Genomic DNA, 11,392 nt, shown 5'->3' with positions numbered 1-11,392 from the left:
CAGGTGTCTTTTGTTTTCTGCATTTTGCGAGCCGTCATCTGTTCCAGATGACTTCAAAATGCTCTAGCCCTTTCAGGCCGCCTGGCTTTCCGGCGTGACGGCGAACAGGGTCTTGCCCTTATATTTGTCGTCGGTTTCGTTATAGAGGCCGTACATCGCCTCAAATGCCTGATCCAGCACCTGGATGTCCGACAGACCGACCAGCTTGAACGTGCCCAGCTTCAATTCGCGTGGGGGGACGCCATTGCGGTCCGTGGTCACGGCGTCGATAAACATCTCATCGTGGCGCGTGTAGAGGATGTGGGGCGCCAGCGTGACGACCATTTTATTATAGGTCACCTTCAGGCACTTCTGGAGCGCGATCGCTTCAAAAATCTCGGTCGGGGCTTGCATGATTTCGCTTCCCTGACCGATTTGCGTGATTCTTTCAATTGCTTTGTGCGCTGCACCATGTCTCTTCCGTGCAATCGCCGCGACGAAGCGTTAGGCAGGCAGCAGCCCCAGCCGTTCGCGCAGGGTCCAGCGCGTGATCAGCAACAGCGCGACCGCGCCAAGCCCGCTGGCAAGGCCGAACCAGATGCCCAGCCCCTCCATGCCGAACGGAAAGGCGAGCAGGGTGCCGACGCCGATGCCCACGATCCAGTAGCCGACCAGCGCGAAGATCATCGGCACCGTCGTGTCCTGCACCCCGCGCAGCACGCCCGCGCCCACCGCCTGCGCCGCATCGACCAGTTGGAACAGGGCGGCGACGGCCAGAAAGCTGACGGCCAGCGCCGCCGTACGGGCGTTGGCGGGATTGGACAGGTCGAGGAAAGCGGATACCAAGGTGCGCGGCATCAGGATCAGCAGCGCGGCGGCGCAGCAGGCAAAGCCGGTGCCGATCATCAGCGCCAGCCAGCCGGCCCGGCCGATGCCGGCATGGTCGCGCCGCCCATAAGCGATGCCGACGCGGATTGTCGCGGCCTGGCCGATGCCCATCGGCACCATGAAGACCAGAGCGGCGATCTGGATCGCGACGGCATGGGCCGCCAGCGAATCCCGGTCGATCAACCCCATCAGGAAGGCCGAGGCGTTGAACACGGTGGTTTCGAACCCCAGCGTGATGGCGATCGGCAGGCCGAGTGCCCACACCTGCCGCTGCCGTTCGCGATCGCGGGTCCAGAAACGGCCCATCAATCGATAACGGCGGAAACGGCGATCGACCAATATGACGCTAAGCAGGCCGAAGAAGAGGAAGCAGGAGGAGAGGGTGCTGGCCAGCCCGGCGCCGAACAGGCCGAATGCTGGAAAGCCCAGATGGCCGAAGATCAGCGCCCAGCCCATCACTATGTTGAACGGAATGGCGCCCAGCATGATGATGAGGCCCCAGACCGGCCGTTCCAGCGCGGCGATGAAATTGCGCAACGTGGTAAAGCCCAGGAAGGGCAGCAGCGCCCATTGCAGGCCGTGCATCAGATGGCCGGCCTCCCGCGCCAGATCGGCATCCTGCCCCATGGCGAGCAGGATCGCCTCACATTCCCGCAGCAGCAGCCAGGCCGGCAGCACGAAGAAGAGGGCGGCGCGCAGCGTTTGCTGAACGGTGCGGCGCACATCGCGCACGCTGTGGCGGCGACGGCCGCGCTCGCTGGCGATCAGGGGGGAGGCGGCGGTGACGAGCCCCATGCCGAACAGCAGCAGCGCATGGAACAGGTTGATGGCCAGCGCGCCGGCCGCGACCGCCTCCGCCCTGATGCGGCCGAGCAGCAGCAGATCGGTCGCGGCGATCGCCGACCAGGCGATATTGCCCGCGATCATCGGCAGCGCCAGCGCGATCAGCGCGCCGGCCTCGATACGCCAGGGGGAAGCATGAGTCACTTTGGGCAATCCGGAAAGGGAACGGAGGGTGAGTTGTCCGTCCCCTAAAGCCCTCAGTGCTTTTTGAACAGGTGCAGCACGCCCACGATGATGCCGCCGATCACCAGTCCGACGATTGCGCCGCCGATGGCGTTGACCAGCCAGTCGAGAAAACCGCCGATCGCCGGCACCGCATGGGCGGCGCCTTCTGCCACATGGTGGATCGCGCCGGGGATCAGGTCGAGGTGGAATTCGTGCAGGCCATGCACGATCAGCCCGCCGCCGACCCACAGCATCGCGGCGGTGCCGACCACGGCCAGGATCGACATCAGCACCGGCATCGCCTTCACCAGCGCGCGGCCGAATGCCTGCGTGCCCGCGCCATCCTTCTTGGCGAGGTGCAGGCCGATATCGTCCATCTTAACGATCAGGCCGACCACGCCATAGACGCCCGCCGTGATCAGGATGGCGACGACCACCAGGATCAGCGCCTGTTCCCACACCGGTTCGGCCGCGACCGTACCCAGCGAAATCGCCATGATCTCACCCGACAGGATGAAATCGGTGCGGATCGCGCTGGAAACCTTCTGATTTTCCAATTCGGTCGAGCTGTGCGTCTGTGCCGCTTCTTCCGCGACATCATGACCGCCCTGGGCCGCCTCCAGCAGCTTTTCCACCGCCTCGAAACAGAGGAAGGCGCCGCCCAGCATCAACAGCGGCGGCAGCAGCCAGGGCGCAAAGGCGCTCATCAGCAGCGCGGCGGGCAACAGGAAGAGCAGCTTGTTGCGCAGCGATCCCTTGGCGATCTTCCAGATGATCGGCAGTTCGCGGTCGGGGGTCAGGCCCATCACATATTTGGGGGTGACGGCGGCGTCGTCGATCACCACGCCCGCAGCCTTCGTACCGGCCCGGCCGGCAGCCGCAGCGACATCGTCCAGCGAGGTCGCGGTCAGCTTGGCAATGCCCGCCACATCGTCGAGCAGCGCGATCAGACCCGAAGGCATATCAATATTTCCCCTGTTGCAGGCGCAGGGCGCGCCCGCTGCGCTTCATAGAGGGCGCGCATGCGGGGGGCAAGGAACGGCTGAACTTCAATAATTTCCGGGCGGATCGCTGGCCGGGAAGCTTTCGTCGGACTGTTCGTCGACCATGTCCCAGTCGGCAGGGGCTATCCCCTGTTGCGGTCCCGCCTCGCGAATGAAACCGGAGTCGCCGGGCGTGTCCGCCGGCTCGCCCGTGCCCATCCAGTCGCGCCAGCCCTTATAGGCGAAGGCGCCAAGCCCCGTGACGATGGCGAGTTTCAGCAGCCCTTTCATGCCTTTTGCTCCTGCCCATGGTGGAGGTGGACCCAATCGGCCCGGTCATGGCTCACCGCATCGCGCGTCAGGCGAATTTCGCCTTCCTCGTCCGATCCGCCGGCATCGTCCTCATGTGCACCCGCTTGGGGCAGGGACCAGCGTTCGCGCAGCGCCGCGTCGATCATCAGGCTCCATATTTCGGTATCGCCCGACGCGCGCATCGCCGCGTCCGGTTCCTTGATCAGGGCCAGGATGCTGGCGGCATCCTCCACCCGTGCGGGCCATGCGTCCGGTTGCGCGGCCGCCAGATGGCGCGCCAAACGTTCGATGAGGGAGCGGTTTTCCATATGGGATCGAACGCGTGTCGGCGGTTGCCGTTCCCGCCGTTCATAACGTTGGCGAAGCGAATTGAACGGCGGCCGCGACAGCGAGTTGGACAGGTGTGAAGCCATGAGGAGACAGGATATGCCGCAGGGCGACAAGAGCAGCTACACCGACAAGCAGAAGCGCAAGGCGCAGCATATCGAACAGAGCTACGAGGATCGCGGCGTCGACCATAGGGAAGCGCAGGCGCGAGCATGGGCGACGGTGAACAAGGATTCAGGCGGCGGTAACAAGTCCGGGTCCGGCCGGGGCAAGCCCGACAGCCATGCCGCATCACGCAAAGGCGACCGCAAGGGTGGCGTGGCATCGGCCCGGCGTTCGACGGCGGATCGATCGGCGGCGGCGAAGAAGGGCTGGGAAACACGGCGAAAGCGCGCTGCTCATTGACCCCATACGCTTGTTTCATGTGGCGCAAATGCGACTGTGTCGCAAAATAGTGCAGGTAGCGGCCAAATATGTGCAAAGCTAATATTGCGAAACATTATTAATATCTCTATCGGCCACCCCGTCACGCGCTATGCCGCAGTGCGGGGTCCGGTCCCCGACTGACGGCAGCGCCGAAAATCTACATCGGGGGTTGCATCATGATCCGGAAATTTTCTCTTTTGTTGAGCGCGTCGGTCGCCGCATTCGCTGCGATGCCGGCCGCCGCCCAGGCACCCGCCGCCGCCGCGGCACCGGCTGAGGATGAGATCGTCGTCACCGGCACCTATACGCTGCCCAACAAGATCGACACGGCGACCGGCCTTGGCCTGACCGTGCAGGAAACCCCGCAGTCGGTCAGCATCATGACCGCGCAGCGCATCCTCGACCAGAATCTGATCAGCATCAAGGACGTCATCACCAACAGCGTCGGCGTGTCGGCCAATGAAGTCGACGACGTCCGAAATAACTTCTACGCGCGCGGCTTTGAAATCCGCAACACGCAGGTCGATGGTGTACCGGCGGCCTGGACGCTGTCGGGCGGCAATGGCGAAACCAGCATCGACGTGTCGATCTATGAGCGGATCGAGGTCGTGCGCGGCGCGACCGGCCTGCTGTCGGGCGCCGGCGATCCGTCGGCTTCGGTCAATCTGGTGCGCAAACATGCCGACGCCACCGACCTGACCGGCTATGTCAATGCCAGCATCGGCAGCTGGAACACCTGGCGCGTATCGGCCGACGTCGGCGGCGCGCTGACCGCCGATGGCCGCATCCGCGCGCGCGTGGTCGGCCGCTATGAAGAGGGCGAAAGCTATATCGACCTTCAGAAGAAGAAAAAATGGGTGCTGTACGGCGTCGTCGATGCCGATGTGACCGACACGACCCTGATCCGCGCGGGCATCAGCCATCAGGACAGCAAGCCCAAGGGCGCGACCTGGGGCGCTTTGCCGACCTTCTACACCGACGGCACCACCACCGATCTGCCCCGGTCGCAGAGCACGGCGGCGGACTGGACCCATTGGAACACGACCAACCAGAATATCTTTGCGACGATCCGTCAGGAGATCGGCGATAAATGGAACCTGACCGTCAACTATAACCGGTTGCGGACCACCAATTCGAGCGAGCTTCTCTATCTGTACGGCAATGTCGACAAGGCGACCGGCACGATCGAGTTCAGCAATCCCTACAAGGCCGAAGGCATCAGCATCCAGAACAGCTTCGACGCGCAGTTGAAGGGCGAAGTCAGCCTGTTCGGCCGCGATCATGAAGTCGTGGTCGGCGCGCTGCACAGCGTGCTGAAGCGCCACACCGACAATTATGTGGCGCCTTTCCCTTGGGCGACCAATGTGCCGGTCATCGGTGAGGGCGGGGCGGACTTCCCCGAACCCACATGGGGCACGGTCGCGACCCGCAACGAGCAGGAGCGGATCGAACAGACCGGCTATTATGGCGCATTCCGCCTGAACGTGGCCGATCCGTTCAAGATCATCCTGGGTGGTCGCCTGTCCAGCTGGAACCAGAAGGGTTTCGCCTGGACCGGCCCGAGCGACTATGGTGACGACAATGTGTTCATCCCCTATGTCGGCGCGCTGTATGACGTGACGTCCAACCATCGCGTCTACGCCAGCTTCACCAAGATCTTCCAGCCGCAAAATCTGTACGATCGCAATCTGAACCTGCTCGATCCGCTGGACGGCAATGCCTATGAAATCGGCCTGAAGAGCAATTTCTTCGACAATGCGCTGCAAACCTCGGTCGCGCTGTTCCGCATCGAGCAGGACAATGTCGGCCAGATCGGCGAGATCATCACGACTCCCAGCGGCCCGCAGCAAACCTATGTCGCGGCGCAGGGCGTGACCAGCAAGGGCTTCGAAATCGAAGCCACCGGCCAGCCGCTGCCGGGCTGGAACCTCAATGCCAGCTACAGCCAGTTCAAGGCGGAAGATGGCGACGGGGTGGCCGCGAACACCGTTCAGCCGCGCAAGCTGCTGAAGATCTTCACCACCTATGATCTGCCGGGCGTTCTGACCGGCCTGACCGTTGGCGGCGGCATCAATTTCCGCAGCAAGGCCTATTCGGAAGGGCTGAACCCGGTCACCGCCGCCCCGTTCCGCTTCCAGCAGGACGGTTACACGCTGGTCAATCTGATGGCGCGCTATGCGGTGACGGAGCAGTTGCAGATCCAGGGCAATATCGAAAATCTGTTCGACAAGAAATATTATAGCCAGATGGGCTTCTTCAGCCAGTATCGCTATGGCGCGCCGCGCAACTTCACGGTCAGCGCCAATTATAAATTCTGATCGCGCAAAGATCGCACGATAATCGAAAGGGCGTCCTTCCATTGGGGAGGGCGCCCTTTCTTGTTGGGCCGGTTCATGGGCAAGCATTGTCGAGAAAGCATGTGGCAACATTGGCCGCGATAAAGCTGCGGATATCAGCCTTTGTCATCTCTATTTAGCGCTTCCTTTACCGTGGGCGGGCCAAAGGAGGGGCGCGCCCTGCCAAGCGGGCGTTCGTCACTCAAGGGGGACTTTTGTGATCCGCATTCTTCTTCCCGCAGCGATCGCTGCGGTCGCCATCGCCACGCCTGCCGCTGCGCAGGAACCCAGCAATTTCGGCGGCGTGAAGCTGGGCGTGCTGGCCGGCTACGACAATGTCCGCCTGGAATATGAAGGGATGGGCGCCGATGATGACGGTGTGCTCTATGGCGTGACCGCCGGCTATGACGTGGATCTGGGCAGCGCGGTGATCGGGCTGGAACTGGAAGCCAGCGACAGCACGACGCAGCAGCGCTACACCGACCTTCTCTTCGTGGGGGACAGCGCGAAGCTGGCCGCCGGTCGCGACCTCTATATCGGCGCGCGCATCGGCTTCCCCGTCGCGCCCAATGTGCTTCTCTATGCCAAGGGCGGCTATACCAACGCCCGCACGAAGCTGACCTATAATGACGGCGCGGGCCTGACGCTCAGCGACAGCGATACGATGGCAGGCTGGCGTCTGGGCGGGGGCGTGGAACTGACCAACGTGCACCACTTCGCGCGCGTCGAATATCGCTACAGCGATTATGGCGACTTCAAGCTGGCCGGGATCGACACCGGCCTGTCTGCCTCTCGCCAGGAGGTTGCGGTGACCGGCGGCGTTCGTTTCTGACGAGCGCTATCCGCGGGTAAGCCAAGGGGCCGGGGGCGTGATCCTCCGGCCCTTTTGCGTTGGAGAGGGGCGGGGTGCCGCTTGTCTCATTTCCCCAACGCCATCCGATGGTCATGCCGGTCGGATCATGTCGCGGCGGCGCGCGTTGGTAGGATATTGTCATCAAAGAGGAATGCCGATGCCCCACCATATAGAAAAGACACCCAAGACCGCCACCCGCACGCTGGCCACCTATATGATCATCGCGTTCGTGCTGGCGCTGGCCCTGGCGGCTCTATGGGTCGTCATGCACGGCTGATCTGGTCGGCAATGGATGCCCGATGATCTATTTCGCGTGCGCGTGCCTGCGATGCCGGCCTTCGCTGGCATGACGGAGGTTTTCGTAAATCGCCACTCATCGCACCCAACAAAAAAGCCGCCCGTTGCGGGGCGGCTTTCTCGTTTGATCCGATGAAGGCAATCAGGCTTCTTCAGCCGTCTCTTCTTCGTCGTTGCTGACCGAAGCGATTTCGCCCGGTTCGGCATTGGGATCATAATCTTCGGTGAAGCCAGCCTCGTCCTTTTCGAACAGGTCGGCCATCACGTCCACGCCCTGCGACTGAAGCTCGGCTTCTTCCGGCGAACGGGCGACGTTGACGGTGATCGTCACGGCGACTTCGGGGTGCAGCGCGACCTTGACGTCGAACACGCCGAGCGTCTTGATCGGGCGTTCCAGAACGACCATCGCCTTGGTGACGTTGGTCACGCCATCGGCGTGCAGCGCGTCGACGACGTCACGAACCGCGACCGAACCATAAAGATGGCCGGCGTTCGACGACTGGCGGATCAGGACGATCTGCTTGCCGTTGACGCCTTCGGCAGCCGCTTCGGCGTCCGTGCGACGGGCAGCGTTGTCGGCTTCGATCTTCGCACGGTTGGCTTCGAAAACGCGCTTGTTGGCGTTGTTGGAGCGCAGCGCCTTCTTGTTGGGCAGCAGGAAGTTACGTGCGTAACCGTCCTTCACGGTGACGACGTCGCCGATCGCGCCCAGCTTCTCGATGCGTTCGAGGAGAATGATTTCCATGGGTCTTTCCCCTTACTTCACGATGTAGGGCAGCAGGCCCAGGTGACGGGCGCGCTTGATGGCCTGGGCCAGTTCGCGCTGCTTCTTGGCCGAAACGGCCGTGATGCGGCTGGGGACGATCTTGCCGCGCTCGGACACGAAGCCCTGGAGCAGACGAACGTCCTTATAATCGATCTTCGGCGCATCCTTGGCGGCGAAGGGGCAGCTCTTGCGGCGGCGGAAAAACGGGCGTGCCATGATTCAGATCTCCTTATTCAGCAGCCGGAGCGGCTTCTTCGCGGTCGCGGCGCGGGCCACGATCTTCGCGATCGCCACGGGGACCACGATCGCCACGGGGGCCACGGTCACCACGCTCGGGGCGGTCCTGCTTGCGCATCATCACCGACGGGCCGGTTTCCAGTTCATCGACCTTGATGGTCATGTAACGGATGATGTCTTCGTTGATCTGCGTCTGGCGCTCCAGTTCCGCAACGACGTCACCGGGGGCGTCGATGTTCAGCAGCACATAGTGCGCCTTGCGGTTCTTGGCGATCTTGTATGCGAGCGAACGCAGGCCCCAGGTTTCCACCTTGGTCACCTTGCCGTTGTTTTCCTCGACGATCTTCGTGGCGGTTTCCGCCAGTGCATCTACCTGCGCCTGTGCCAGATCCTGGCGCGCAAGGAAGACGTGCTCGTAAAGAGCCATGTCATGCCTCATCTGTTGGCCGATCGCTGACGCCCACCCCATGTGGAACGCCCCTCCGGCTGTCGTCTCAATGCTTCGCGATGACACCGAGTCACCCCGGAGCCGATGCGAAGGCGCGCCTATGGCCGAAATGGGCGGGAAAGGCAAGGGGCTTGGCGGCTCCGTGTGACGCCGGCTTATCTTGCTTAACGAAGGGCGTTTGGCCAAGTTGTTCGCCGGCGCAGGCCGGGGTCCAGTTCAGGTCGTGGGACTGGACCCCGGCCTGCGCCGGGGAACAATGGGGAGAGGAATATCGTGTCCGTAGCCATTGCGGCGTTGTCGCTGATATTGCTGATGATCGCCGCCTATCGGGGGATGAGCGTCATCGTGATGGCGCCGCTGCTGGCGATGCTGGCTGTATTCCTGACCGATCCCGTCGCCGTCCCGGCCGCCTTTTCCGGCCTGTTCATGGATCGGGTGGGCAGTTTCCTGAAGCTCTATTTCCCCGTGTTCCTGCTGGGCGCCCTGTTCGGCAAGCTGGTGGAGATATCGGGCTTTTCCCGCGCCATCGTGACGGCGGTGATCGGCTTCATCGGCGCGGGGCGGGCGATTCCGGCGATCATGGCGGTGACCGCCTTACTCACCTATGGCGGCGTATCGGTGTTCGTCGCGGTCTTCGCCGTCTATCCCTTCGCGGCCGAGATGTTCCGGCGGGCCGACATTCCCAAGCGCTTGGTGCCCGCCACCATCGGCCTTGGCGCGCTGACCTTCACCATGGATGCGCTGCCCGGCACGCCGCAGATCCAGAATATCATCCCGACCAGCTTCTTTGGCACCACCACATGGGCGGCGCCGATATTAGGGCTGATCGGATCTCTGTTCATCGCGGTGAGTGGCCTTGCCTATCTGGGCTGGCGGCGCCGGGCGATGCTGGCGGCGGGAGAGGGCTATGGCGCGCCCGAAACGCTGGTCAACGAGCCGGAGCAGCGGGACGAGGATGATCGCGTCCATCCGTTGATCGCGCTGTTGCCGCTGCTGGTGGTGGGCGTGGGCAATCTGCTGCTGACGCTGGCTATCCCGCGCTGGGTGAACGGGCCGGAGGTGACGCTGTCGCTGCCCGGCATGGCGGAGCCGGTCGCGGTCAAGGTAGCGCAGCTGTCGGCGCTCTGGGCGGTGGAGGGCGCGCTGCTGCTCGGCATCGGTACCATCCTGCTCTTCGCCTTCCGCACCGTGGCGCAGCGTTTTGCCGAAGGATCGAAGGCGGCGGTCGGTGGCGCCTTGCTGGCCGGCATGAACACGGCGGTGGAATATGGGTTCGGCGCGGTGATTGCGGCGCTGCCCGGCTTCCTGATCGTCAAGGATGCGCTGCGCGCCATTCCCAATCCGCTGGTCAACGAAGCGATCACGGTGACGTCGCTTGCGGGCATTACCGGATCGGCGTCCGGCGGCCTGTCGATCGCGCTCGCCGCGATGGCGGAGCAATTCGCCACGGCGGGCGACGCGGCCGGCATCCCGCGCGAAGTGCTGCACCGGATCGCCTCCATGGCGAGCGGGGGGATGGACAGCCTGCCGCATAATGGCGCGGTCATCACTTTGCTGGCGGTGACGGGCCTGACCCATCGGCAGGCTTATAGGGATATATTCGCGCTCACGATCATCAAGACGCTGACCGTCTTCGTGGTGATCGCGCTCTATTATCTGACCGGTCTGGTCTAGACGCGAAAACGCCCCGGAAGCGAAGTTCCGGGGCGTTTTTTACCTTATGGCGGTGCTTAACGGATCGCGTTGCCGACGACCGCGCCGATCAGGCCGCTGGTGATGGCGATCAACACCGCGTCATTGCCCGACCGGACCCACTGCTGGCCGCGCGGCGGGGCCGACAGGCGATAGTCGCGATAATTGTTCACGACCCGGTAATTGGTGGCGTAGCGACGGTCGAAGCGCTGGCCCCTGGCCCAGCGGCGATGCGTATCCTTGCGCACGACCGTCTGCTTCCTGACCACGGTGCGACCGTTCGCCTTGTGCTGGACGGTGGTGCGGCTGACCTCGTGACGGTTGGGGGCGGCCTGCGCCTGGGCGGTGACGATGGGGCTGGCGACCAGCGTGGTGGTGGCCAGGGCCATGAGGATCTTCTTGAACATGTCTTGCTCCTTCTGCCGTGTTACGGGCGCCTTTTCCGTGGCGTCGAAGACAGAGATAGGCGGCGCTTGTCGCGCAGATGTGTCGCGGACGGGGTGATATTGTCGGAAAATGTAACATATTGAAATTTAAGCTGAACCGTTGTTCAGGAAGGGCGGGCTCGCGCGGAATTCGCGTGCCTGAATCAAAAAGCCCCGCAGCATGGGCTGCGAGGCTTGCGCGCTGACGAAGAGGGCGATCAGTTCGGGAGTGGCGTCGCGCTCACCACCATGCGGGCGAGCAGGATGGGCCTGTCCTTGCCCTCGATCACCGGGGCGCCGCCGTTGGCGGGCGCTGCGGCCATGGCGGAGAGGCCGAGGCCAAGGACCAGCGCGCTGCTGGCAAGGCTGAGGGCGATGGTCTTCATGGGGTTGATCCTTCCACGCCGCCGGGGTG

Annotated in this window: 14 protein-coding genes; 4 read left to right on the top strand and 10 right to left on the bottom strand. The window is 63.4% G+C overall.

Annotated elements, in window-relative coordinates:
• Positions 1–72: 72 nt before the first annotated feature.
• The 5 genes from F4U95_RS03750 to F4U95_RS03730 form a co-directional block, all read right to left on the bottom strand.
• Complete coding sequence (locus F4U95_RS03750) at positions 73–393, bottom strand: hypothetical protein (protein ID WP_120249570.1); 321 nt, start codon at positions 391–393, stop codon at positions 73–75.
• Positions 394–483: 90 nt separating this feature from the next.
• Positions 484–1,794, bottom strand: coding sequence for an MATE family efflux transporter (locus tag F4U95_RS03745; RefSeq protein WP_150424776.1), 1,311 nt, complete (start codon positions 1,792–1,794; stop codon positions 484–486).
• A 113-nt stretch (positions 1,795–1,907) separates the two neighbouring features.
• Positions 1,908–2,837, bottom strand: a complete 930-nt coding sequence (locus F4U95_RS03740) for a DUF808 domain-containing protein (protein WP_150424623.1) — start codon at positions 2,835–2,837, stop codon at positions 1,908–1,910.
• 87 nt (positions 2,838–2,924) lie between these two features.
• Positions 2,925–3,149, bottom strand: coding sequence for a hypothetical protein (locus F4U95_RS03735; RefSeq protein WP_150424622.1), 225 nt, complete (start codon positions 3,147–3,149; stop codon positions 2,925–2,927).
• A complete protein-coding gene (locus F4U95_RS03730; protein WP_150424621.1) occupies positions 3,146–3,478 on the bottom strand; it encodes a hypothetical protein in 333 nt (110 codons plus the stop codon). Before F4U95_RS03730 ends, F4U95_RS03735 begins: the two co-directional genes overlap by 4 nt.
• 118 nt (positions 3,479–3,596) lie before the next feature.
• Here F4U95_RS03730 and F4U95_RS03725 point away from each other — a divergent pair, with 118 nt between their 5' ends.
• The 3 genes from F4U95_RS03725 to F4U95_RS03715 all read left to right on the top strand — a co-directional run bounded on the left by F4U95_RS03725 (position 3,597) and on the right by F4U95_RS03715 (position 7,091).
• The gene (locus F4U95_RS03725) at positions 3,597–3,902 is read left to right on the top strand and encodes a plasmid stabilization protein (RefSeq protein WP_150424620.1); all 306 of its coding nucleotides are present in this window, start codon (positions 3,597–3,599) and stop codon (positions 3,900–3,902) included.
• Between the two features lie 197 nt (positions 3,903–4,099).
• On the top strand, positions 4,100–6,241 hold the full coding sequence (locus tag F4U95_RS03720) for a TonB-dependent siderophore receptor (RefSeq protein ID WP_150424619.1): 2,142 nt from the start codon (positions 4,100–4,102) through the stop codon (positions 6,239–6,241).
• Between the two features lie 235 nt (positions 6,242–6,476).
• Entirely contained in the window at positions 6,477–7,091 is a 615-nt protein-coding gene (locus F4U95_RS03715; protein ID WP_246171481.1) for an outer membrane protein, read from the top strand.
• 460 nt (positions 7,092–7,551) lie between these two features.
• Here F4U95_RS03715 and rplI read toward each other — a convergent pair whose 3' ends face one another.
• From rplI to rpsF, 3 genes are read right to left on the bottom strand one after another with little or no spacing between them, the layout of a single operon-like run.
• Positions 7,552–8,154, bottom strand: coding sequence for a 50S ribosomal protein L9 (gene rplI, locus F4U95_RS03710; protein WP_150424618.1), 603 nt, complete (start codon positions 8,152–8,154; stop codon positions 7,552–7,554).
• 12 nt (positions 8,155–8,166) lie between these two features.
• Positions 8,167–8,391 (bottom strand): 30S ribosomal protein S18, encoded by a 225-nt coding sequence (gene rpsR / locus F4U95_RS03705; RefSeq protein WP_004212076.1) that lies wholly within the window; start codon positions 8,389–8,391, stop codon positions 8,167–8,169.
• A gap of 13 nt (positions 8,392–8,404) precedes the next feature.
• Positions 8,405–8,839, bottom strand: a complete 435-nt coding sequence (rpsF, locus tag F4U95_RS03700; protein ID WP_120251964.1) for a 30S ribosomal protein S6 — start codon at positions 8,837–8,839, stop codon at positions 8,405–8,407.
• 294 nt (positions 8,840–9,133) lie between these two features.
• Here rpsF and F4U95_RS03695 point away from each other — a divergent pair, with 294 nt between their 5' ends.
• Positions 9,134–10,534: a GntP family permease gene (locus tag F4U95_RS03695; RefSeq protein ID WP_150424617.1), complete on the top strand. Its 1,401-nt coding sequence runs from the start codon at positions 9,134–9,136 to the stop codon at positions 10,532–10,534.
• A 56-nt stretch (positions 10,535–10,590) separates the two neighbouring features.
• Here F4U95_RS03695 and F4U95_RS03690 read toward each other — a convergent pair whose 3' ends face one another.
• Complete coding sequence (locus F4U95_RS03690; RefSeq protein WP_120249578.1) at positions 10,591–10,959, bottom strand: RcnB family protein; 369 nt, start codon at positions 10,957–10,959, stop codon at positions 10,591–10,593.
• Positions 10,960–11,195: 236 nt separating this feature from the next.
• A complete protein-coding gene (locus F4U95_RS24740; RefSeq protein ID WP_170267469.1) occupies positions 11,196–11,363 on the bottom strand; it encodes a hypothetical protein in 168 nt (55 codons plus the stop codon).
• Positions 11,364–11,392 lie beyond the last annotated feature (29 nt).

Origin of the sequence: Sphingobium limneticum (assembly GCF_008710165.1) — a bacterium.
In the GTDB taxonomy this organism is placed as follows: Bacteria; Pseudomonadota; Alphaproteobacteria; order Sphingomonadales; family Sphingomonadaceae; genus Sphingobium; species Sphingobium limneticum.
This window is presented reverse-complemented; position numbering and strand designations above follow the sequence as displayed.

Excerpts from the sequence above, each read along its gene's own strand:
- F4U95_RS03750 (WP_120249570.1), bottom strand. The coding sequence starts at position 393 with ATGCAAGCCCCGACCGAGATTTTTGAAGCGATCGCGCTCCAGAAGTGC.
- F4U95_RS03745 (WP_150424776.1), bottom strand. The coding sequence starts at position 1,794 with ATGATCGCGGGCAATATCGCCTGGTCGGCGATCGCCGCGACCGATCTG.
- F4U95_RS03740 (WP_150424623.1), bottom strand. The coding sequence starts at position 2,837 with ATGCCTTCGGGTCTGATCGCGCTGCTCGACGATGTGGCGGGCATTGCC.
- F4U95_RS03735 (WP_150424622.1), bottom strand. The coding sequence starts at position 3,149 with ATGAAAGGGCTGCTGAAACTCGCCATCGTCACGGGGCTTGGCGCCTTC.
- F4U95_RS03730 (WP_150424621.1), bottom strand. The coding sequence starts at position 3,478 with ATGGAAAACCGCTCCCTCATCGAACGTTTGGCGCGCCATCTGGCGGCC.
- F4U95_RS03725 (WP_150424620.1), top strand. The coding sequence starts at position 3,597 with ATGCCGCAGGGCGACAAGAGCAGCTACACCGACAAGCAGAAGCGCAAG.
- F4U95_RS03720 (WP_150424619.1), top strand. The coding sequence starts at position 4,100 with ATGATCCGGAAATTTTCTCTTTTGTTGAGCGCGTCGGTCGCCGCATTC.
- rplI (WP_150424618.1), bottom strand. The coding sequence starts at position 8,154 with ATGGAAATCATTCTCCTCGAACGCATCGAGAAGCTGGGCGCGATCGGC.
- rpsR (WP_004212076.1), bottom strand. The coding sequence starts at position 8,391 with ATGGCACGCCCGTTTTTCCGCCGCCGCAAGAGCTGCCCCTTCGCCGCC.
- rpsF (WP_120251964.1), bottom strand. The coding sequence starts at position 8,839 with ATGGCTCTTTACGAGCACGTCTTCCTTGCGCGCCAGGATCTGGCACAG.
- F4U95_RS03690 (WP_120249578.1), bottom strand. The coding sequence starts at position 10,959 with ATGTTCAAGAAGATCCTCATGGCCCTGGCCACCACCACGCTGGTCGCC.
- F4U95_RS24740 (WP_170267469.1), bottom strand. The coding sequence starts at position 11,363 with ATGAAGACCATCGCCCTCAGCCTTGCCAGCAGCGCGCTGGTCCTTGGC.